19 protein-coding genes and 1 riboswitch are annotated in these 23,757 nt (G+C 38.9%); of the genes, 17 read left to right on the top strand and 2 right to left on the bottom strand.

Annotated elements, in window-relative coordinates:
• The first annotated feature begins 251 nt into the window (after window positions 1-251).
• On the top strand, window positions 252-923 hold the full coding sequence (locus QMG11_RS10465; protein WP_281835793.1) for a Crp/Fnr family transcriptional regulator: 672 nt from the start codon (window positions 252-254) through the stop codon (window positions 921-923).
• 413 nt (window positions 924-1,336) lie between these two features.
• Here the strand turns inward: QMG11_RS10465 and QMG11_RS10460 are convergent, their stop codons facing one another.
• The gene (locus QMG11_RS10460) at window positions 1,337-1,549 is read right to left on the bottom strand and encodes a hypothetical protein (protein ID WP_281835792.1); all 213 of its coding nucleotides are present in this window, start codon (window positions 1,547-1,549) and stop codon (window positions 1,337-1,339) included.
• Between the two features lie 364 nt (window positions 1,550-1,913).
• Here QMG11_RS10460 and QMG11_RS10455 point away from each other — a divergent pair, with 364 nt between their 5' ends.
• The 5 genes from QMG11_RS10455 to nfo all read left to right on the top strand — a co-directional run bounded on the left by QMG11_RS10455 (window position 1,914) and on the right by nfo (window position 4,814).
• Complete coding sequence (locus QMG11_RS10455; protein WP_281835790.1) at window positions 1,914-2,090, top strand: hypothetical protein; 177 nt, start codon at window positions 1,914-1,916, stop codon at window positions 2,088-2,090.
• A 248-nt stretch (window positions 2,091-2,338) separates the two neighbouring features.
• Window positions 2,339-2,599, top strand: a complete 261-nt coding sequence (locus QMG11_RS10450) for a hypothetical protein (RefSeq protein ID WP_281835788.1) — start codon at window positions 2,339-2,341, stop codon at window positions 2,597-2,599.
• Window positions 2,593-2,892 (top strand): alpha/beta hydrolase, encoded by a 300-nt coding sequence (locus tag QMG11_RS10445; RefSeq protein ID WP_281835786.1) that lies wholly within the window; start codon window positions 2,593-2,595, stop codon window positions 2,890-2,892. Before QMG11_RS10450 ends, QMG11_RS10445 begins: the two co-directional genes overlap by 7 nt.
• 519 nt (window positions 2,893-3,411) lie before the next feature.
• Window positions 3,412-3,810: a GNAT family N-acetyltransferase gene (locus QMG11_RS10440; protein ID WP_281835785.1), complete on the top strand. Its 399-nt coding sequence runs from the start codon at window positions 3,412-3,414 to the stop codon at window positions 3,808-3,810.
• A gap of 155 nt (window positions 3,811-3,965) precedes the next feature.
• Entirely contained in the window at window positions 3,966-4,814 is an 849-nt protein-coding gene (gene nfo, locus QMG11_RS10435; RefSeq protein ID WP_281835784.1) for a deoxyribonuclease IV, read from the top strand.
• A 46-nt stretch (window positions 4,815-4,860) separates the two neighbouring features.
• On the opposite strand, the gene gltB is transcribed toward nfo, so the two are convergent.
• On the bottom strand, window positions 4,861-9,141 hold the full coding sequence (gene gltB / locus QMG11_RS10430) for a glutamate synthase large subunit (protein WP_281835781.1): 4,281 nt from the start codon (window positions 9,139-9,141) through the stop codon (window positions 4,861-4,863).
• A gap of 187 nt (window positions 9,142-9,328) precedes the next feature.
• Here gltB and thpR point away from each other — a divergent pair, with 187 nt between their 5' ends.
• From thpR to QMG11_RS10375, 11 genes are all read left to right on the top strand, one after another.
• Window positions 9,329-9,889: an RNA 2',3'-cyclic phosphodiesterase gene (gene thpR / locus QMG11_RS10425; RefSeq protein ID WP_281835779.1), complete on the top strand. Its 561-nt coding sequence runs from the start codon at window positions 9,329-9,331 to the stop codon at window positions 9,887-9,889.
• 60 nt (window positions 9,890-9,949) lie between these two features.
• Complete coding sequence (locus tag QMG11_RS10420; RefSeq protein ID WP_281835777.1) at window positions 9,950-10,441, top strand: nitroreductase family protein; 492 nt, start codon at window positions 9,950-9,952, stop codon at window positions 10,439-10,441.
• Between the two features lie 117 nt (window positions 10,442-10,558).
• On the top strand, window positions 10,559-12,631 hold the full coding sequence (gene glgX, locus QMG11_RS10415; protein WP_281835775.1) for a glycogen debranching protein GlgX: 2,073 nt from the start codon (window positions 10,559-10,561) through the stop codon (window positions 12,629-12,631).
• Window positions 12,632-12,788: 157 nt separating this feature from the next.
• Complete coding sequence (locus QMG11_RS10410; RefSeq protein WP_281835773.1) at window positions 12,789-13,247, top strand: putative periplasmic lipoprotein; 459 nt, start codon at window positions 12,789-12,791, stop codon at window positions 13,245-13,247.
• Between the two features lie 363 nt (window positions 13,248-13,610).
• The gene (locus QMG11_RS10405; protein ID WP_281835772.1) at window positions 13,611-14,603 is read left to right on the top strand and encodes a BMP family lipoprotein; all 993 of its coding nucleotides are present in this window, start codon (window positions 13,611-13,613) and stop codon (window positions 14,601-14,603) included.
• A 165-nt stretch (window positions 14,604-14,768) separates the two neighbouring features.
• A riboswitch (purine riboswitch) is annotated at window positions 14,769-14,865 on the top strand.
• Window positions 14,866-14,949: 84 nt separating this feature from the next.
• On the top strand, window positions 14,950-15,942 hold the full coding sequence (locus QMG11_RS10400) for a BMP family lipoprotein (protein WP_281835770.1): 993 nt from the start codon (window positions 14,950-14,952) through the stop codon (window positions 15,940-15,942).
• A gap of 378 nt (window positions 15,943-16,320) precedes the next feature.
• Window positions 16,321-17,091, top strand: a complete 771-nt coding sequence (locus QMG11_RS10395) for a hypothetical protein (protein WP_281835768.1) — start codon at window positions 16,321-16,323, stop codon at window positions 17,089-17,091.
• A gap of 57 nt (window positions 17,092-17,148) precedes the next feature.
• A complete protein-coding gene (locus tag QMG11_RS10390; protein ID WP_281835767.1) occupies window positions 17,149-17,799 on the top strand; it encodes a zinc-binding metallopeptidase family protein in 651 nt (216 codons plus the stop codon).
• Window positions 17,800-17,906: 107 nt separating this feature from the next.
• On the top strand, window positions 17,907-18,311 hold the full coding sequence (locus QMG11_RS10385) for a hypothetical protein (RefSeq protein ID WP_281835766.1): 405 nt from the start codon (window positions 17,907-17,909) through the stop codon (window positions 18,309-18,311).
• Window positions 18,312-18,322: 11 nt separating this feature from the next.
• A complete protein-coding gene (locus tag QMG11_RS10380; RefSeq protein WP_281835764.1) occupies window positions 18,323-22,213 on the top strand; it encodes a fimbria/pilus outer membrane usher protein in 3,891 nt (1,296 codons plus the stop codon).
• Window positions 22,214-22,450: 237 nt separating this feature from the next.
• Window positions 22,451-23,317 (top strand): VIT1/CCC1 transporter family protein, encoded by an 867-nt coding sequence (locus QMG11_RS10375; protein WP_281835762.1) that lies wholly within the window; start codon window positions 22,451-22,453, stop codon window positions 23,315-23,317.
• Window positions 23,318-23,757 lie beyond the last annotated feature (440 nt).

Here is a 23,757-nt window from a genome sequence, read left to right as displayed (position 1 = left end):
TGATTTTTCAATATACCTTTGTTTACTCCAGAATTGATAAAAAACCTTTTAACTCCTCTTAATTATTGTCTTATAGTAGAAAAGATAATAGTTAAAAATGATTTTAACTATGTCATGGATATAAACTCATCCCCTAGAACATAAAGTGGGCTTAAAATGGATATAGGAGCCTTAAAAAAAGATATGATTTTACTCTCATTTATTATAAACTTATATTAAGTAGATAAAATGATATTTTATGAGGTAAGAGGATGGTTAAGGCAGAAACGCTTTCTAAACTTAACCTAGAGGAACTAATAAATACTCCCTTTGAAGACCTAATGGAGGTTAGAGAAGTTCCTGCAGGAGAGATGGTAGTTGAAAGTGATGGAGATAAGGTAAAGGCATGCTTCATATACAAGGGAAGTGTCCAAGTAGTTACATATACTATAGAGGGCAAGGGGGTTTATACTTATAGAGGAACAGGGGATATATTTAGGGTAGCCCAGAGCTTCGCCGATAAAATCAAAAAAAATATTCACACAGATTCAGAATACGGAACTGATATATATCCTAGGGAGGATTCTGTAATTGTCTATCTTCCCCTTGGGAAAATAATGGAGATGGAGTTAGAAAATAAGGAGGAAGTTTTAAAAAAGATCATTCTGATAACTGCTGAAGAAAAACTCAGGGAGAGTTCCTACTTCATGGGAAGATTGGTATATTCCGATGAGGAGTTTATCTTAAAGGCCTTGGACAAGATTAAAACCATAGAAGCTTCAACCACCAAGGAATTATCCAGGGCACTTAATATGAACCTGAGAAATCTTCAGAGGCTGTTAAATAAGTTAGAAGATATGGATATAATAACAAGAGAGGGCGGAAGGGTCTCCATTAAAGATCTAGATAAGTTCTATGAGTATAAGGAGAAGATAGAAAAGTAATGATGTTAAAAGGAGCTCTATCTAAAGCTCCTTTTAACTTATAAGGTATATTTTATATACAATTTATCTCCTATTTACAGCTTTCTTCCAGGAGAGGTTTTAAATTCTATCTTCTTCTAAATATGCCACACTACAGCATTTTTGTGTAGAACGAAGTAGTATCCGTCTCTTCATTTTGATAATTCAAACAGTCCCTTATGGATTTTAACTTCCTGAAAGAAACTGCCAATTCTCAGACTCTATCATCTCTGAAAAAATTCAAGATCTTCAACCCAATCCTTATCTCTATCTGATGTGTTTAATTCTCTGTATAAATACCTTATCACCTTTGAAACTCCTTCAAGTACTAGCTATATTCCTTTATATTCTTTACTACTGAGCTTCCCTGTTCAGTTAAAAAGAGTGTTTTAGATTTACCATCCATTTGTGAAGATAAAAAGTTTCTTTACCTCTAATTTTTTGACCCTTTTAACTATTCCCGTTCTATCATAATGAACTACTTTTGCCATGTGATAGACCACCCTCTCTCCCTCGCTTACCATATATAGTATCACGGCGTCAATTCTTGAAATATTATATTGGCATTTAATCTTTTTATACATATTTTCTATATCTACCAGACTCATTAATTTCACCTCTTTTTTTAATAAAGATTAAATATTCATAGATAGATCTTTTTATTGAATTCTTCAAATTCCTACCTCCAATTGACCTTAATAGTCTAAATAATTTTTTAACAGTTCTTTTTTATTCTCTCTTATCAAATAAACATTTGAATTCTACAAAAAGTTTTCCTTAAGTGTGGTGACAATTGTCACCTGTTTCAGATATAGGTAATGCTATATTTTAATTCCTGAGCAGGCTCACTCTTAAGTAGTTTGATGAGGAAGCTGAAAGGGGAAAATTAAAGTTATAAAGATCACAGGAAGACTTTATATGGATAATTTATATGAGAGTTTCAATAAAAATTGACAAGGAAGGGAGTTAAGGATGAAAGATATTCCAGTAAGATTTAACCTCAGCAATTCTGAAGAGCGTTTAGATGTACTTAAAACTCTCCTTGAGGTTGCAGTTCTGGAGGGGGATCTAAAGAGGGTTGAGAAGGTAATAAAAGTATTTACTACATCAGATGATATTAATGAGATCCTGGAATCTTTAAGGAGCTAATATATAGAGGGGTATTTCCTATTATGTAGGTCTGTTGTTGAGGAAAAATTCAAAAATATAGGTAGGGGTTAAAGGTGAGAAAAGTAATAATAGGTTCGATAATGGCAGCTACAGCTTTAGTAGCTAATGGAGAGGAAGGGTTAAAGAATTTAAGGGGAGTAGAGCAGGATTTTGACGGTATCTTCCTAAGATAGGTCAAGTATGATGACTGGACCTATATCGGGGCAGAGGAGGAGGTTATTACTGAGGTGGTAAATGATATCCTTAAGGAGAGCAAGGACAAGGAGGGGTTCTTAGATACTGCCACAGTGGAATACAGGGGTAGAAACTGGCAGTATGAGTGGGATCAGGTGGCTAGGAAAGCGGAAAGGGCTGGAGACTATGGTTATTACACTGTATCTGCTTACCCCTACTTTAAAAATAGCAGAGAGAACTACAATAGCTATGTGGTAAATGCCATGAGAAACTATCAGAAAGTAGTGGAGGGGGATGGGTTCTACTATTGCTGAATCAGGTGGTTCTTGCTGACAGAACAGGACTAAGTATTAATGAGTTTGCAGAGGTAGCTCCAGAGTATAGCTTGGAAAATCAGAGGATGTTAGGAACTAAGCAGACTAGTGTGGATATAATGTCTATAGGGACATCTACAGACCCTGTGGCTCCTCTATCAGATGCAGAGTTAGTGACCAGTGCAAGTGATAATGGAGTAAATGTTATAGTAGCAAGCGAAGTGGGACACGGTATGCCAAGATCGGTTGTACTCCCTCTTATATCTGGTTATATAGTAGATAAATTAAAGTAGTACTTGAAATTATTGCCTATCCCTAATAAAGATTAGACTTTTAATTTTAGATATGCTATATTTATAGTGTAAACAGTCCGTTGGACTATATGAAATTGATTTAAACGCCATGAGTTAAGCTCTCTCTTTGAGGGAGCTTTTCTCATACCTATAAGTTATTGGCGTTTCTTATAGGTAGTTGATCAATTTCATATGGGAGGCTGGGTTATGATCTACTTGAATAACACTACTATTAATTTTGATGGAAGCATTACTATAGTGGCTTTCATTCTTGTATGGTGGTGGTTCAAGAGAAAGTAACAAGCCTCAGCCTTCGGGCTCTTTTTTTATTCTTAAAATGTACTATTTCTATAACAAAGTTATAAAAGAGGAATTAAAGAGTTTTATGGATAATGGATCGTTGAAAGAAAAGGCAAGAAGAAGTTTCTTTATATAATCTTATAGAAATTACCACACTATTGTAATTTTAAAGGTTATAAGCTATCTTTACTAGTGGATGAAAGTAGTAAAGGAGAAAAAATGACTATAGAAACGATCAATGAAGATTATTTAAAGGAAATTAAAAAGCTATATGAAGAGGAAGGATGGATTTCATATCTTGATAGTGACATGAAACTCAGTAATGCTATTAAAAATAGTCAAATTCTAGGATTAATTTCTAGAGGTAAATTAATAGGGTTTATAAGATACTTAACTGATTTTGAACATATTCTATATATTCAAGATTTAATTATAGCTAAAAACTATAGACGAAATGGCGGAGGCCAAATGCTTATAGAAAATTTATTGAATAAATACAGCTACATAAGGAGTAAAGTTCTCTTAACAGACATAGATGATAGGGTCAGTAATGATTTTTATCAAAAATTAAATTTTCAGAAATTAGAAGATAAAAGTATGATTTCATACATTAAGTAAACTTTATGAAAGGTTGCATTTTCGATCTCCCTATAAATTAAATATCAAATGAAAAGAATCCAACATTAGATTTATATAAGGATAGATTTTTCTCACCCACTATGTTATAATGATTACAAAGTTGTAATAAGAAGGTTGAAGTGGAGGATTAATATATGAGTAAGATAAATAAATTTTTAGGAGCACATGTGAGCACTAGCGGTGGAGTTTTTAAGGCCCCGAAGAATGCCCATGATATAGAGGCAAAGGCATTTGCCATGTTTGTTAAAAATCAGAGAAGATGGGAAGCTAAGGCCTATGATGATAAACTTGTGGCTAAGTTTAAAAAGGCTATGGAGGACAACGGGTATAGTGCAGACTATGTTATGCCCCATGCTGGTTACCTAATCAACCTGGCCAACCCAGATGCAGAGAAGTGGGAGAAATCATATAATGCTCTGTTAGATGAGATGCAGAGGTGTGAGATGCTGGGCCTTAAGTATCTGAATATCCATCCAGGAAGCCACCTGGGACAGATAGATGAAGCTGGGGCCTTTGATCTTATAGCCAAGGCTATAAATGATGCTCACAAGGAGACAAAAAACCTTACAGTGGTTCTGGAGAATACCGTTGGAAAGGGAAATACTCTGGGAGGAAAGTTTGAGCACCTTAAGGAGATAATAGACAGGGTAGAGGATAAGAGCAGGGTAGGGGTACTTCTTGATACATGCCATACCTTCGATGCTGGCTACGACATCAAGGACAGCTATGATGAGGTATTTGAAGAGTTTGATAGAATAGTAGGATTTAACTACCTCAGGGGAATCCACCTAAATGACTCTATGTTTGGTCTTGCCTGTAAGAAGGATAGGCATGAAAGTATTGGAAAGGGGACTCTGGGAATGGAGTTCTTTAAGAGGTTCATGAATGATCCTAGGTTTGATAATATGCCGGTTACCCTAGAAACTATAGATGAAACAATATGGGCAGATGAGATTAAACTCCTTTATTCACTGATCGACTAATTTATAATAAAGATAAAAAAACACCCTCCAAAGCGGAGGGTGTTTTCTATTGAACAGCTTCTTCCCTTCTCTGGTCTATCCTCAGTCTTATTGACTTTATGTCCGATGAAAGGTTTCCTACTTTTTCAAGATATTTTTTTGAAGCTACCTTTACAAAGGTAGTGGCGATATCTCCGTCCAGAACTCTTTGAGCTATAGAGCTTTCAGTATATTTAATGTGATTTTTTAGCTCCTCCTCTATATACTCCACATCACTATGGCTGAGGTCAAAGTACTCTACAATGTCATGGTTGATAGAATCGGTATTCAGGTGATCCAGAAGGAGGTAAGCTGTTCCTCCGCTCATTCCTGCTCCGAAGTTCTCTCCTACCCCTCCGAGAATAATTACACTTCCCCCGGTCATATACTCACATCCATGGTTGCCGATCCCTTCAACTACACAGGTGGCTCCGGAATTTCTCACAGCAAACCTTTCCCCTGCATAGCCATTTAGATATACCCTACCAGAAGTTGCCCCGTATAATACTGTGTTTCCTGCAATACAGCCGCTGTTATCTTCAGCTTCCCTAGGCATCTTAATGACAACAGTTCCCCCTGAAAGTCCCTTGCCCACATAGTCATTTCCATACCCTTCCAGGACGGTGGTCTGTCCCACAGTGGAAAAGGCCCCGAAACTCTGCCCTGCATACCCCTTTAAGGTCAGATCCATCTTCTTATGGTGAGTGTTGGAGGAGTCTCCTGCCATTCCTCCCGCTAGAGTGGTTCCAAAGGATCTATGGGTATTATCGATGCTTCCCACATATGAACTTTCTCCCTCTTCATATCTCCTTAGAAGGTCCCTGTTGAGGGAACCTATATCTTTTTTATGGGGTGTAGGTAACTCTTTACTTACTACCTCTCTGAATATAGAGGTGAAATCCAAGGTTTTAATCTTGGATTCCAGAGCATCCTCCTCTTTTTTCCTAAGAAGGGAGGATCTTCCTATTATCTCATCCATACTTCTAACTCCCATGGTAGCCAGAAGTTCCCTTACCTCCTGGGCTATAAATCTTAGATAGAGGAGTAGTTCCTGAGGATCTCCCGTGTATTTAGGTTGAAGCTCTGCCTTCTGGGTGGTGATCCCCACAGGACAAGAGTTGGTATGACACCTCCTACACATTATACACCCCTGAGCTATGAGAAGACCTGTTCCCATGGCGTATTCATCAGCCCCTAGAAGGGCAGCTACAACAACATCGTATCCAGTTCTTATTCCTCCATCTACCTGAAGTTTCACCAGGTCCCTGAGTTTATTTTCGCATAGGGTCTTGTGAATGTCTGAAATCCCTAGCTCCCATGGAGTGGCAGCATACTTTAGGGAGGAGGCCATGGCCGCTCCAGTACCCCCGTCACTTCCAGAGATAACCACCTTATCAGCTCCTGCCTTCACTGTACCGCTGGCTATAATACCTACCCCTGATTCACTGGCGAGTTTTACACTGACACTGGCTTTTGTATTGAGATTTTTAATATCATAGATAAGCTGTGCCAGGTCCTCTATAGAGTAGATATCATGGTGGGGCGGCGGAGAGATAAGATCGATGCCATCTACAGTATTTCTCACTCTGGCGATCTCCTTATTTACCTTTGCTCCTGGAAGGTGTCCCCCCTCTCCTGGCTTTGACCCCTGTCCCATCTTAATCTGAATCTCATGAGCACTCATAAGGTAGCTGGTTGTTACTCCAAATCTTCCGCTGGCTATCTGTTTTATCTTTGAAGCAGAAGGGCTATTAAATCTCTCTGGGTTCTCACCGCCCTCCCCTGAGTTTGACGCAGCACCAATTGTATTAAAAACGGTGGCTATATTTTCGTGGGTCCTTTTTGAGAGAGCTCCAAAGGACATGGCTCCTGCTACAAACCTCTTCATTATCTCTCTCTCGCTCTCCACCTCATGAAGAGGGATTGGATTAACCTTTAGAGAGAACCTGTTTCTAAGGGAGTAGTTCCCTTTGTTAAGGGAGCTGCTGTACTTCCTGTATAGATTATAATTTTTATCCTTCAATGCACTGTGAAGAATCCTAGCATTTTCAGGGGAATCCCTGTGGAGTATCCCCTTTCTAATGCTGCTAAACTCTCCTATGCTCCTATCTGGGGAGTATTCTGCCCTCTCCCTTGCACAGAGCTCCTCCTCTATCTCCTTCAATCCGATCCCCTCTATCTCTGTAGGAGTATCTCCAAGGTATCTTTTACACAGGGCAGAGGATAATCCTACTGCTTCAAATATCTTAGCTCCCCTATATGAAGCCACTGAAGAGATCCCCATCTTGGACATGATCTTCTTTATACCATTGTCCACTCCCATATAATATGGGGTGAGGTCTTTGTTTTCAGCAGCAAGGTAATCCAGAACAAGGTATGGGTTAACTATATCCACTCCATATCCTATTAGAAGAGCATAGTGACCGATCTCACGTACTTCACCGCTTTCCACCCCAATCCCTACCTTACTCCTGAGGCCCTTCTCTACAAGGGCGTGGTGGACAGCTGAGGAGATGAGAAGGATGGGAATACTCCTAGAACTGTTTCTGTCGCTCAGTATGATATTTCTTCCCATTCTTGCAAGGTTTAAACACCTTTCTACAACTCTATCCATGGCTTTCTCTATATTATCTGTAAAAGCTGTGGAGACAGATACAGCCCCCTCCTTCAGAAGGTTATCTATATTTTTATTGGATACTACAGGTGATGGAAACATATGGATTACTCCCCTGTACTCCCTTGGATCCAGCAGGTTCTTCTTGGCCCCATAGGTGGATGTCAGGGAGAATACAGATGCCTCCCTTATGGAATCTATAGGAGGGTTGGTCACCTGGGCAAACTTCTGCCTGAAGTAGTCAAAGAATAATCTGGGGTGATCCTCATCGAGAACAGCCAGGGGGATGTCATAGGTAGCCGAAGTGACCATCTCCATGCTGTTTTCCTGGAGGTAGTCTATGGAGATCTCTAGATCCTCCCTGGTATAGGAGAACCTCTTCATTGTTTCTGTGACACTACCTATAGAGGTTTTTCCTGGGGCCAGATCCCTTCTGTGTAACCTGAGGTTTTTCACCTCCTCCTTAAAGTCTGTGGTTTCTGTGATTAACCCCACTATCTCCTCCCGGGGAAGAAGTCGTTTTTCCTTCAAATCCAGGTATAAAAACTCCCCGGCACTTAATTTCCCGCTGGTTTTAATCTTTGAAAATTCTGTATCGAGAACTCCCATCTCAGATGAAATGATTAGTTTGTTGTCGGTGGTAATGGTATACCTCATAGGCCTTAGACCGTTCCTGTCGAGGGTTGCAAAGATCTCCTCCCCATTACTAGTGATAAGACCTGCAGGACCGTCCCATGGCTCCATCACAAGGGATTTGGCCTCATAGTACTTCTTGAGTTTAGGTTCAAGGGTCCTTCTCCCCTCCCATGCCTGGGGTACAAGAGTGGTAAGTATCTCGGGGAGTTTTCTTCCTGTATGCATGAGGAACTCTACCACGCTGTCCAGGTTCGCACTGTCTGAGTTATTCACAGAGGTAAGGGGAAAGAGCTCCTCTACTTCCTCCTTAGGATACTCATCTGAATAGATCTCTCCCTTCCTGGCCTCGATCCAGCCCCTGTTCCCTGCAATGGTGTTTATCTCCCCGTTATGCTCCAATACCCTGAAGGGATGAGCAAGATCCCATGATGGAAGAGTATTTGTACTAAACCTCTGATGGATCATTACATAGGCTGACTTGAACTCCTCATCCAGAAGGTCTTCATAGAACTCATAGAACTGTTGGGGAGTTATAAGCCCCTTATATACAATAGTTCTGTTGGAAAATGAGGTAAAGTAAAACTCCCTTTTTTCCATCTCCCTGTAGATTCTTTTCTCCATCCTTCTTCTGAGGGAATACATAGTGAACTCATCCCTTCCTCCCTCGATGAAGTACTGGCAGATCACAGGGAGTGATCTTCTGGCACTTTCTCCCAGTACTTCTTTCCTAACAGGGACCACCCTTGATCCCAGGATAGTAAGGCCTGCTTCCTCTAATTCGGTGGATATGATCTCTTCACAGAACCTTCTTCTCTTCTCCTCCTGGGGAAGAAAGGTCATAGCTACGTAGTATTCCCCCTCCACTCCCAGTACTTTTTTAAAAAACTCCCTTGGGATCTGGAGCATCATTCCTGCCCCGTCTCCGCTTCCGTCTCTCAGGGTTCCACCCCTGTGTTCCAGCCTCTTCAACATCTTCAGACCGTCTCGGATAATCTGGTGTTCAGCCAGGTTATTCATATTGGCTACTACACCAATTCCGCAATTAGAATGTTCCCTCATATTACTTCCCCCTAGTTTAAAAAAATAAAACATTAATACTCAAAAAATGTACAAAAGATATTAGTAGATATATTACAATAGTTATATACCCCAAGTCAAGGGCTATATGGAAAAAGACCTGTCCATAGCAGGTCTGGGAGAAGGATTTTTTCTGGAAGGGGGTAAAATGTAATTAAGAGGTGGTCATATGAGACTATTTTATGCAGTGGAAATACCAGAGGATATAAAGAGAAATGTATGGAGGGAGGTTAAGAAGTTTGAGGACCTTCCTGTAAAGCTAGTATCTATACACCACTACCATATAACCCTTTTATTCTTAGGGGAGGTAGAGGCTAAGAATGTAGAGCTCCTGGCAAATGCTATAGAGAAGAACACCTTCCCCAAGTTCTATATGACCCTCAAGGGGATGGGGGCTTTCTATGATAAGAGGGGAGCTGTAAAGGTTATATATAAGGATGTGGGTCAGGGCAGAGATGAACTCAGAGAGATCAACCAGTACCTCACTGAGAGAAGTGGGGAAGCCCTTGAAAGCAAGGACAGGAGGCCCTATGAGCCCCACCTGACCCTTGCCAGAGGGGCTGTGCGCAGTAGGAGTGTCACAGAGGCTATAAAGGAACGGATAGATCAGCTAAGCGGAGAGGGAGGGGAGTATAAGTTCCTGGTTAAGGAGATACTTCTTATAAGGAGCGACCTCACCAACCACGGATCTGAATACAGGCTAGTGGCTAAACTTCTTCTTTCACAATAGGGGTTTTCAAAGGAGGGATAATGGAGTAAAATAGGTAGTAAAAACCACTGGAGGAGGAAGATGATGGATACTCTCATGGGGAGAAGAAGTATAAGGAAGTATCAGGATAAGACAGTAGAGGGGGAGAAGGTAAGAACAATTCTAGCAGCTGGCAGGATGGCTCCCAGCGGAAAGAATAAAAAACCATGGGAATTCATAGTGGCAGAGGACAGAGACACGATGCTTAAATTGTCTCAGGTTAAACCCAAGGGGGGCCTCTTTGTAAAGGATGCTCCTATGGGAATTGTAGTTGTGGGAGATGAGGAGAAATCGGATACCTGGGTAGAGGACTGCTCTATCGCCTCTACCTTCATGCAGCTTGAGGCCCACAACCAGGGACTGGGATCCTGCTGGGTACAGTTCAGGGGAAGGTTTACACCTGAGGGGGGAGATGCTGAAGTCAGGGTCAGGGAGATCCTGGGCATAGAGGAGGGAAGAAGGGTTCTCTGTGTTATAACCCTGGGATATCCCAATGAGGTAAAACCTCCATATAAAGAGGAAGACTACTATTAAGAACAGGGGCAGCTGAGGCTGCCCTTTTAAGTTGAACGCCTGAATCTATTTTTCCCAAAGAAGGATTTCCCTTTGTTTCTTTGTAAGACTTTATAGGGAAATGGGAGGTGTATTAAAATGAATGGTGAATTAAGAGTCCTGCCGGGCTTATACTTTAAAGGGGCTATTGTATTGGGTAACGGGGTTAACTTTGGAATCTTCTCAAGAAATGCAGAGAAGATGACCCTTGAGATATATAAGGAAGCAAATGATTGCAAGCCCCTCTATACCTATGAGCTGGATGATAAAAAAAATAAAACAGGGGATACCTGGCATATATATATAGAAGGTCTTACAGCAGGATACTACTATGGATGGAGAGCAAGCGGGCCCTTCGATCTGAACCTGGGTCACAGATTTGACAACAGAAGGCTTCTTCTGGACCCCTATGCAAAGAGTATCACTCCCAAGGAGGACTGCCTTGGATCAACCCGTAAGGGGCTTATAGTGGATTCCAGTCACTTTCACTGGGATGGGGTCCTGAGGCCCAGAAGGGAGTTTAAGGATACAATAATATATGAGATGCACGTAAGACTCTTTACGATGAATCCAAACTCTGGAGTGGAAAATAAGGGTACCTACAGGGGAGTTATTGAAAAGATAGACTACCTAAAGGATCTGGGAGTTACTGCTGTTGAGCTTCTTCCGGTATTTGAGTTTGATGAAAATGACATTGTGGGAATGAACCCCTTTACAGGGGAGAAGTTAAAGAATGTATGGGGATACAATCCAATAGGATTCTATGCCCCTACCTCCAACTTTATCTCAGGAGATAAAACTGTGGGAGCCATAGTAGGGCAGCAGGTAATACAGTTCAGGGAGCTTGTAAGGGCCCTTCACGAAGCAGACATCGAGGTTATCCTGGATGTGGTATTCAACCATACTGGAGAGGGGAATGAAGCGGGACCAGTAGTCTCCTTTAAGGGGCTGGACAATAGTATCTATTATATGCTTGAAGATATGAAGATGTATTACTCCAACTACTCTGGTACAGGTAATACCCTTAACTGCAGCCATGCTGTGGTGAAAGAGCTGGTCATAGACTGCCTCAGATACTGGTATGGTCAGATGAATGTAGATGGATTCAGATTTGACCTGGCTGCTATCTTAGGAAGGGATTCCGAGGGAAGATGGATAGGAGATATGTCCCTTCTCAAGGATATTGCAGATGACTCGGTACTATCTGGAGCTAAACTCATAGCTGAGGGGTGGGATGCAGCGGGAGGATACTTCCTGGGAGAGTTCCCCTGTGGATGGGCTGAGTGGAATGGAAAGTTCAGGGATACAGTGAGAAAGTTTGTTAAGGGGGATAAGGGACAGGTAAGTGATCTGGCAACAAGGATAGTTGGAAGCCCCGATCTCTTTAAAAAGTTAGATCGTAAACCATTCCACAGTATAAACTTTATAACAGCTCACGACGGCTTCACCATGATGGACCTTGTTTCCTACAATGAGAAGCATAACCATGCCAATGGGGAGCACAACAGAGACGGAGAGACCCACAACAACTCCTGGAACCACGGTGTAGAGGGAAAGAGCACAGATAAGAGTATAGTAGAGCTGAGAAAGAGGCAGATAAAAAACTTTATGGTTATACTCATGCTTTCCCAGGGGGTGCCTATGATCCTCATGGGAGATGAGATGGGGAAAACCCAGCAGGGGAACAACAATGCATACTGTCAGGACAATGAGCTCAACTGGCTGGACTGGTCGAAGCTGGAGGAAAACCACGACATATATAATTTTACCAAGAATATGATTAAGTTCAGGAAGATCCATCCGTCTCTAAAGAGAAGCCACTTCTTTACAGATCAGGACATAGACGGTAACGGCTTCACAGATATAAGCTGGCACGGTGTGAAGGTTAATAAGCCAGACTGGTCCAAGAACTCAAAAACACTAGCTTTTTTAATAGACGGCAGTGATGTAATAGAGGGCGCTGAAAAGGATAACGATATATATGTAATCCTGAACTCCTACCATAAGGACCTTGAGTTTCAGCTTCCACGAATCAAGGGAAAGAAGTGGTACAGAATAGCCGATACTGGTAGAAAGGACGACTTTTTAGAACGGCCAAAGGTGGTAGATAGTGAAACTTATCCTGTTAAGAACAGAAGTTCAGTGATATTTATATCGGATTTTGCATATTAAAAGAGTATTTTTGTTTTAAATTTAAAACCTAATTAAATGGTTAAAGGAAGGGAGCTCGATACAGCTTCCTTCTTTAAGGTTATTTTTAATTTGAAGAAAAGAGAATAAAAGTGTATAATGTTTCCAAGTATAAACTGGGTTAGAGAGGGGATGGTTTATGAGAAAGAGATACTTTATTCTATTATTGATGTCGCTTCTTTTCACAGCCTGCAGTAGCAGCGATAAGAGAAGTGGGGAACAGGAAAAATTAGTCAGAAGCAATGCAGTTTTTATAAGTAACGGCGAGGTATGTCAGGTGACTATACCTGAAACCGAGGGTGAGATAGTATTTAAATCCCTTGAGGAGGACAGATTACTTATAGATATAGCATTAAAGGTAGAGGGAAGGATAGAGAGACTTCTTATTTTTGATGGTGAAGATGTCTTAAGGATCAGAGCTGTAGAGGGGGAGTTTGTCCTTGCAGGAGAGCAGCTGGAGAAGTTTAAGGGAATGATAGAGGAGAATAAGGGGATCAGCCTAAAGGGAAGGATAGAGAGTTACAACTACTTCTCTCAGAAACTTTCCAAGGAGGATACAGAGGTAATAAATCAAATTTTTGAAGAAAGCCAAATATAGTAATTGAAGGTCCCAATAGGGGCCTTTTTTGTTACCTTCCTTCAAGATCTCTGCATATTAGAGTATGTATTATACTCTTTCTTCAATCTGACAACCATCATTTAAAATGAATGAATGCAGTTATAAAAGATCATTATCAGATCAATTAGTCTGTATATCGTTAATTATTTTCACTTTTTAGGACACGTGTCCTAATTTTTTTAGTCGAATCGTGGTAGTATTTTTTTAGGAGTTAAGAGATACTCATACTACCTTATACTAAGAGGATTCCAAAAGGCTGCAAGGGATATTTGGACTTGCACTGGAGTGATATCTTTATATTGTAGTAAAGGTATCTATATGTATTTTAGGAGGGAGCAGAATATGAAAAAGTTAGTTTTATTTTTAGGGGTTTTAATGATATTAATGTTCACTGGATGTGGAGGAAAGAAGGAAGCTGCTGATACAGGGGAGAAGAAGCTAAAGGTTGGAATGGTTCTTTCCACTGGAGGACTTGGAGATAAATCATTTAATGATTCTGCCTATGCAGGACTAGTAAGAGCAAAGGAAGATTACAATATTGAGTTTAACTATGTAGAGCCAGCGTCGATCTCAGAGTTTGGTCAGTTCCTAGATGACTATGCAGCTGCTGGATATGACCTGGTTGTAGCAATTGGATTTAATATGGAGAGCCCGTTAAAAGAGGTAGCTCCTAACTATCCAGATACAAAGTTTGCAGTTGTAGATGCAGTTGTAGATGAGCCAAATGTAACATCTATCCTATTCAACAGTAAGGAAGGATCTTTCATGGTTGGAGCAGTAGCTGGAATGATGACTAAGACAGATACTATCGGATATATTGGTGGAATAGATATGTCCTTCCTGAATGAGTTCAGAGACGGATATGTAGCAGGTGCTGAGTATGTTAATCCTAATATAGAGGTAAGAAGCCTTTATGTAGGTGGATCTAACCCATTCAACGATCCAGCTAAAGCAAAGGAGCTTTCCCTTGCACTTAAGAACAACGATGCAGACATCATCTATGGAGTAGCTGGTGGATCTGGACTTGGACTTCTTGAGGCAGTAAGTGAAAATGAGGACCTATATGCAATAGGAGTGGACTCGGACCAGGATGGAGCTGTAGAGGGTAAGGTACTTACTTCTATGATGAAGAGAGTAGATAACTCACTATACACAATTACTGGAGAGCTAGTTGAAGGAAAGCTTGAGAACGGAGTTAGAATGTTCGGAATCAAGGAGGGTGGAATTTCAACTTCAGAGTTTAAATTTACAAAGGACCTTATTGGTGAGGAGAAGCTAGCTAAGATAAAGGCTATCGAGGAAAAGATTATTTCTGGAGAAGTTGTTGTTAAATAATAGATAGGGAAGAGACCTCAGGGTCTCTTTTTTATTGTTTTAGAAGGAGTGGAGCATCACTCTGCTTTTATATAAATAATTGAGGAGGAAGTATAGAAGTGTAATAGTATATATAAAATGTGCCATATGGCATACTTTTTTTATAGAAAGTATGTTAATATCATTGGTATAATGAAAAAAGGCACTCATATATTTTTGCAATAGGGGCAAGAGTTTCTACGCTGACCGTAAATCAGCAGCTATGAGGTATTTACTATAGATTTTTTTGTAGTTATACTCATGGACTCTGTTGCACATGCACTCAGGGTCTTTTTTATTATCTATATTTAATCAAAGGGAGAATGATATGAAGAAAATTGTATTATTATTAGGACTATTAATGATGCTTATGCTTACTGCGTGTGGAGAGAAGCAAGCTGAAAGCGGAAGTAAGGCAAAGAAACCTAAGATCGGGATGGTATTAAACCTTGGCGGACTTGGGGATAAATCATTTAATGATTCAGCCTATGCAGGAATGAAGAGAGCAGAAGCAGATTACGATATAGATTTTAGTTATGTTGAGCCTACATCACTTGCAGATTTCAGCCAATACTTAGATGACTATGCAATGGCAGGGTATGACCTTGTTGTAGCTATCGGATATGATATGCAGACACCTCTTAATGAGGTGGCACCTAACTACCCAGATACAAAGTTTGTAGTTGTGGATACAGTTGTGGATCAGCCAAATGTAAGTTCAGTTATGTTCAACAACAAAGAGGGAGCATTCATGGTAGGAGCTCTATCTGGAATGATGACAAAGACAGATAAAATAGGATATATTGGTGGAGTGGACATGGCATTCTTAAATGAGTTCAGAGACGGATACACAATGGGAGCAGAGTATGCTAATCCAGGTGTAGAGGTAGTAAGCCTTTATGTAGGTGGAGTAAACCCATTTAACGACCCAGCAAGAGCAAAGGAACTATCACTTTCTCTTAAGAACTCTGGAGCGGACATCATCTTCGCAGCATCTGGTGGATCTGGAAGAGGACTTATGGAAGCTGTTAATGAAAATGACGGACTATATGCTATCGGAATGGATTCAGACCAGGACGGAGAAGTAGAGGGGAAGGTACTTACTTCTATGATGAAGAGAGTAGACAACACTCTATACAAGACTATCGGTAACTTTGTAGCTGGAAACCTTCAGAGCGGAGTAAAGGTATATGGACTAGAGGAAGGTGGAGTATCAACTTCTGAATTCAAATACACTAAGGAGCTTATTGGTGAGGAAAACCTTGCTAAGCTTAAAGAGATAGAAGAAAAAGTGATCAGCGGAGAAGTAGTAGTAAAATAATTAAACTTACAGGAGTTTAAAGAACTCTAGCTGTCAATTTAATAAAATCAATGAAACCCCTTCTTCAGGTACTACCTGAAGAAGGGGTTTTTTGTAGTTTCAAAAATTATTCTTAATAAAAAAGAGAGCTGACTTAAAGGTTGGTTGATAGCTATAATTTTTTGCTGCAATTAATTACACAATTTAAGAAATAATAAAGTTATAAATAATGAGACCTCGATATTCACTTATAAAAACTATGAAAAGAGGAGGTCAATAGGATATAGAGTTGATCGAATGGAAGATATCAAAATGAAAAAATGGCACTATTCTAGTAAAATTTAATGGTTACAATTAATAGTTATGGGAAGTGTAGAGGTGGACAAAAGGAGGACAGGTATGAAAAATAAATGGGTGGTAGTAATTGTTTTCTTATTTATTGCAGTTAATTTCACAACATTTAGTTTATTAAAGGTTAATTTATCTCCAAATTATTTAGATATTGATGTGACCAAACCTTCAACTCAGGAGATAGTTGTAACTAATGGAACAGGAGATTTTGTACGTTATAAGCTGAGTTTTAAAAAACCAAAAGACGTAGATGAGGAATATTATATGGGAGATAACCTTATAATCTACCCAAGGGTTATTTCACTTCCTCCAAATGAAAGTAGAAAGGTTAGGATACGGCTCAAAGCTCCAATAGACTCGGAGGAAAAAGAGTTTTTGGCAATGATTCATTTTGAAGAATTAAAAGGAGAAAGCGCTGTTGTAACATCGGTTTTAGATGAATCTGAAGTTAAGTTATCAGCAGGTATAAGTGTAGATATAAACTACTATATCTATGCAGTGCCAAAGAATATTGTACACGATGTAAAAGTGAATAATATACATATGAAAAATATAATAAGTGAAAAGGGAGAGCGAAGGGTTGTAGCCTTAGAAATTAAAAACAAAGGTGATTTAGTATTTAGAGGGCAAACGCGATTAATAATGGAGGGGCAGAAAAAATTCAAGAAATTAAAGAATTTTGATGATCTATTTCAAGGAAAGGAAAGAGAGTTTATTTTTGATGTCAGTGATTTAAAAAGAGGATCCAATGTGAAACTCCAGATTGTAGACAGAATGGATCCAAACAAGGTGATATTTGAAGAAAAAATTCAAATATAAGGTTGTAGTATCTACAAGGTGTTTTGGATATCATTTTTTATTAAAGGAGGGAGCACTATGAAAAAGACACTGTTACTAATATCGTGTGTGGCACTTATGAGCACAATGGCACTGGCAAAGATAACTGGTCCTAATAAATACCAAATTAATGCTAAGGATGAAGTTTTAAAGTTTGTAGTTAAAGGTAGGGTCGATTACTTTGTTGGAGCATGGTGGGAGGCCAATGGAGATATAACTCAGAAAAAAAGAGTTGTAAACCTAGGTAAGATGCAGGCAGGAACTCAATTTCCAGATATACCAGAGGAACTCATATATATAGTAGGTCCTTTCACTAATGATGAAAATAATGTAAAAGTAAAACTTGAAACTACACCAATAGTTTTCAAAAATGAAAATGATGCAACTAAAAAAGTAGAGATACCAGTTGGAATGACTGAGACTTTAGGGCCAGACGCAACTGAGGGTCCTGTTGGTACGCTTGTAATAAACTTAGATACCGATAGTGCGGGTGGTAAACCTGAGGACAGAAGAGCAGTGGATGCACTATTAAAAGCATGGGGTTGTACACCTGCTGAAAAGAAAGCACTGCGTAAAGTTATAGGTGGAGATATAGTAGAACTTAGTTTTGAAACTGCAGGTAAGACAGTTCCTGTTACTCCTGGAAACTACAGAGGTGAAGCTACAATAACTGTTTCTTTAATAAAGTAATATCTTAGGAATTAATTATAAAATAGCGTGTTATTAAATTAGAATTAAAAGTAGAAGGGGACAGGTTAATAGAATCTGTCCCCCTTCTAAAAAAGGGAGGGCTTAAAATGAAATGGAATAGAATAATTATTGTTGCCATGATTTACATGATGATAGCTTCCCTCACTTGCTCTAAAGACCTGGATATTACAGTGGAAAGGTCTATTGAACTGGGAAAGATAACACCATCTGGCAAGAATAGGATAAAAGTAATAAAACCTAAGGACGGGTTTATATTGAAGGTAAGGGGAAGAAAAAACAGTATAGTAAGGTTAGAGGTGGATTATATAAAAGATTTAGGTGGTTTTAAAGTAGTGGAGATCATTCCTGAAGATGAGTGGCTAAAATTAGATGAGAAGGGCGAGGGAAAATTTAGGATAGGTGCAAAGATAATAATTCCTGGATTTATAGCTCCTGGCAGATATAAATCTGAAATTAGGGCAAGGGTGGCCTATAAGAGCGACATTGATTAGGGGTGTTGAATATGAGTGGTAGAAAGGGCAAATATTTAATTGGTATTTTTTTGTTAATAAGTTTAATTGTAAATTGTGAGGAAATTTATGAGAGTTATATATCTGTAAATATAAATGATACCCTTAAATACGACTTCTCAAGGGTATATACAAATGAAGATTCATCAAAACTTTATATCAATATAGAGGATATGCTGGAAATTATTGAGATAGAAACCATTAAAATTGATAAGGAAAATAAAGTAATTAAAGGATATGTAGATAAACAACTAACAGAGAGTGGGGAAGAGATATCAATAAAATGGAAATTAGGCTCTGAAGCATTAATTAAAGAGGAAATGTTGTATGTAGAGCAGGAAAGTATTAAAAGGATATTTCCAGTAAAAGATTCCCGTTGGGATGAACGGGAACAGACATATTTTTTAAACTTTGATTTTCTTACTCCAATAGAACTTAAGATGAGAAGTGAAAGGTGGAGAGAAAGGAATTTATACACTGGAGGTAATCAGGAAATAGAAGGAGGCTTAGAAGTTAAAAGACCTCTATTCACTCCTGGAATTCTCACATTTACCTTTGACTGGGATGATTTTAGCGAAAGTGATCAGACGGTTTTCTTAGAATACAACTCGATCTTTTTAAGGGGTGAGCTAAATGTTTCGGGAGAAGTGTATGAGGAACAGTCCCTGGATTTTGTGAGACTTGATTATGACAATATAATTGAAGACAAGGTGATTTCCATAGGAGATACTACGATATTTAATGCACCCAGCATATTTCGAGGAAATTCAAACTTAAGAGGGGTATCCATAAACAGAAAAAATGTTAACTATACAACAAACAATATCAATGGAGAAGAGGTTATAGAAGGTTTTGCTCCTGTAAGGAGTAGTGTTGAGCTTTACCAAAATGGTTTTCTTATCTCCTTTCAGTCTGTTGATGATAATGGTTTTTTTAGATTTAAAGACATAAGGTCCAAGTCTCTTTCAGATTCATATAGTGTAAAGATATATGACCAAAGAGGCTTTTTTATAGAGGAAAGAAGTTATAGCAGTTTACTAAACAGTGATTTTATGAAGAAAGGGGAGTTTGATTATCAGGGGGCTATAGGAGAAGATGACGAGAGTGACAAGGTCGCTGGAGCTTTAGATCTGTATTATGGTATTTTTTCTCGACTTACATATAATCCTGGTTTTTATTATACAGAAGATACAGGATATGAGTACAGTGATGATGATAATCTCAATGAGAATTCAGGAAAAGAAGTAATGAAAAACTCTCTCTTGTACAGATCTAAGAAAAGAAAGTATCCATTCTATGTAAAGACCGATTTATATACTGATATTGACAGCATGTCAAACAGGTATGAGATGGAATATACACAAAAGTTCTTTTTTGGCAGTCAGCTGGAGCTTTATTACACTAAAAATGAGGCTATCCCTGAGGAACTTTCTGGATATAGTGATAGATACAAGGGAAGATTAAGCTGGAGTTGGAAAAGATGGTATACCAGCGTAACATATGAAAGGGAGTCTGCAACTGATGAAGAGACAGAGGAAAATTACAATGGAGAGATAACTTATCGGATAAACAATGATTTGCAAGTAAGTCTAGAAGAGGATTACGATAAAACAAATGATCTGCATCTTACTATTTTAAGTGCAGACTACAATATGAATGACAGTATAAACTGGAGAGCTTCTGTAGGAAAATATTGGGGAGATACCGATGGTAGTGAGTATTTGTCACTTAGTATGAATAAAAGCCCGAATAGAGCTGAATCTCCTATATCATTTGGAGCTGGGGTATTATACAGGCAGGACGATGATGATGATTCTGAATGGACCTATTACGCAAGTATGAAATACTACTTTGGAGAGGGTGGAACATTTAATGCTAACTATGACAATGAAGATCATTTTACAGCAGGGGTAAATTATCAGAAGGCTATAAATCTTTCTAGACCATTTGAAGAAACTCCCCACGATGCAGGGGATGGAGCCTGGGTAGAGGGGTATGTATTTATAGATGAGAATGCAAATGGAAAAAGAGATGAAGGGGAGGAAGTGGTAGAAGATATAGAGGTATATAGTAGCGGCAGGTCGGGTAGTAGTGATACAAAGGGTTATTACTATATAGGTGGAATAACACCTAAGCACAGTAATGAGCTTCAGTACTCATATGAAAACTTAAGACCGGACTTGATATCCTTAAATGAAAACAATAAATTCATTATACCTCCTACAACAGGAAACAGGTATGATATCCCTCTTGTGAAAGCAAGTGGTATATCTGGTTTTGTAAATGTTGCAAGGGAAGCTAACCTCACCGATCGAGAGAAGGAAATACTTTTTAATAAATTAAAGATACAAATTATAGAAGGCGATGAAGTGGTTAAAGAAATCCCTGTGGAAGGTGGAGGATTTTATATAACAGATGGTTTAAGACCTGGAAAATATAAGGTAAGGGTAAGTTATCTTGGAGTTAAAAATATACAGTTTGAAGAGGAAGAACTAGACTTGGTAATTAATCCACTTAAATATGGAAACTTCTATGAAGGAGGAGATCTAAAGATAGTGGCCTATGATAGCCTTAATAAAAATAGATTACAGACACCTCCAAACCCCTGGGACAAATATGATTTCCTACCATTAATAACAAGTGGAGTGATGGGAAGGGTTGAACTCTCTGATGATCTGATGATAGATGAAAGAAAAAAAGAAATGATCTTTACTAGAATGAGGATAGAAATATTAAGTGAAGGCAAGGTTATTAAGGAGGTTCCTGTAGAACCAGGTGGTCTTTATATAACAGAAGGGTTAAGGCCTGGAAAATATACTATTATAGCCACTTATTCAGGCAGCGAAAATTTTGAGTTTAAAGAAAAGCTAGTGGAGATAAATCCATTTATTTATGGAAACTTTTACGAAGGGGTTGACCTTAAAGCAGTGGCTTCTGACAAGCAGTCTACTAGTTTTGGACCGGTAAGGAATAGCAATGAGATGCAGGTATCTACGTATGGAGAAGAGAATGCTCACTTTGATCCTGGCTTAACATTATTAGAGGAGAGCAGTAAATTAAAGATGCCTCTAAGTAAAGAGATAAAATATAATACTCCACCAGCAATAGTAAGTGGAGTGATGGGAAGGGTTGAACTCTCTGATGATCTGATGATAGATGAAAGAAAAAAGGAAATGATTTTTGCCAGAATGAAGGTAGAAATATTACGTGAAGGAGAGATTATCAAAGAGGTCCCTGTAGAACCAGGTGGTCTTTATATGACAGAGGGGCTAAGGCCTGGCAGATATACCGTTAGAGCTTATTATCCAGATATGAAAAATATAGAATTTGAAGAAAGGTTCCTGGAGATTAATCCATCTATATATGGAAACTTCTATGAGGGGGTTGATTTAAAAGTAACGTCTTCTAATCATACGGATCTTAGTCCACCGTTATTAAATGGTAGCATTGGATTACAGTCCCCGACAAATATAGAGGATAATAATTATTTTGATTCCAGCTCAGTATCACCAGAATATAGCAATGAGCTGCAGGCACCTCCAAGTAAAGGTGAGAAATATAATACTCCACCAGCAATAGTAAGCGGAGTAATGGGAATGGTAAAACTCTCCGATGATATGATGATGGACGAGAGAAAAAAGGAAATGATTTTTGCTAGAATGAAGGTAGAAATATTACATGAAGGTAGGATTGTTAAGGAAGTTCCTGTAGAACCAGGAGGCTTTTATATGACAGAGGGCCTCATGCCTGGTAGGTATGCTATTAGAGCTCACTATTCAGGGATAGGAAATTTAGAATTAAAAGAAAGGCTGTTGGAGATTAATCCAGCTATATATGGTAACTTTTATGAAGGGATAGATCTAAAAGTGGCATCTTTCAAATAAAAATAAAGGAGAGAGGAACTTAGTGTTTCTCTCTTTTTTAGAAATGACTTTAATATTATCTTTTCGAACATAATATGTATGTTTTTATAATAATAGGTTTTAAGCACTTTGGTGATATAGGTAGTCATCTTGGGAATAAGGAGACCTTAAAATCAAAATAAGAGGGCCGGCTAATTGGAGGAGAAAATAGAGGATTTCAGGGAAATTTTCTAAATAATAACCTAAGGAGGTGATTCCTTGGACAGGCTTAAAGTGAAAAAATTAAAGGAGCTTCAAAGAGGAGAGATAACAGAGTATGAGGTCTATAAAAAATTAGCCGGGCTCCACAATGGAGAGGAGAGGGAGATCCTTCTGCAGCTGGCTGAAGAGGAGAGAAAACACTATGAATTTTTCAAGGGTTACAGTAAATTAGATATAGGCCCTGACTTTTTCATGGTGTGGAGAGTTTATATCCTTACACGAATCTTCGGGCTGACCTTTGGACTGAAATCCATGGAGAGCTGGGAGGACAGTGTACAGTGGGAGTATCGTGAGATCCAGCATCTCATCCCAGATATAGCAGCAGTAATAAGAGATGAGGAGAGACATGAAAGGGTCATAGCGGGTATAGCCCACGAAGAAAAGCTCATCTATGTGAGCTCTATTGTACTGGGGCTCAACGATGCCCTCATAGAATTAACTGGTGCCCTGGCTGGATACACCTTTGCTCTGGGAAGTACAAAGGAGATAGCTCTGGTTGGTCTCATCACCGGAATAGCAGCCTCCATGTCCATGGCATCCTCTGAGTATCTCTCATCCAAGGCAAATATACACAGCAAAAAAAATCATCTTCTCTCTGCAGGTATTACAGGGGCAGCTTATCTGGTAACAGTACTACTCCTGGTATCCCCATATCTATTTCCTATAAGCAAGTATCTGGCTCTAGGGATAGCTTTTGCCATTGCAGTATCAATAATCTTTGTCTTTAACTACTACTCCTCTGTGGTGCACAGGGACTCCTTCAAAGAGAGGTTTTGTGAAATGTTACTGCTCAGTCTGGGGATCTCCTTTATCTCCTTCCTCATAGGAGTTACCCTAAAGAGAGTTATAGGAGTGGATGTATAAGAAGCAAAGTGACGTTGTATCTTTATAATCAGTGGTAACAATAATTACTTCATATGATTTTTTTGATTCTATACTTTCCTTAACATGAAAAAGCTAAGCTATTAAGCTTAGCTTTTTTTATTATTAAGGAAAGTATAGAATTTAAATCCAAGTTTTTTAGATATTGAGTTGTAAAAAACTTCAGACATAGTATAAAATAGATCTGTTGCATATATTTAAGCATTACAAAATACCGTATTGAGGGATACGGCTTGTAAGGCTATTATGCGCATATTATCATGGAGAGTATTCATTATATTGGATGATACCATATTTAACATGAAAGATTTCAAGTAAGTGCAGGTGAGAGCTGCACTTACGACAAATTAAAGGATTAATCCCAAAGGCTTTGAAAAAACGTTCAGCCCAGGTAGACTTTGTTTTAAACAACTTTGTCTTCC

The sequence above is a fragment of the Propionigenium maris DSM 9537 genome, from assembly GCF_027925155.1.
GTDB lineage: Bacteria > Fusobacteriota > Fusobacteriia > Fusobacteriales > Fusobacteriaceae > Propionigenium > Propionigenium maris.
This window is presented reverse-complemented; position numbering and strand designations above follow the sequence as displayed.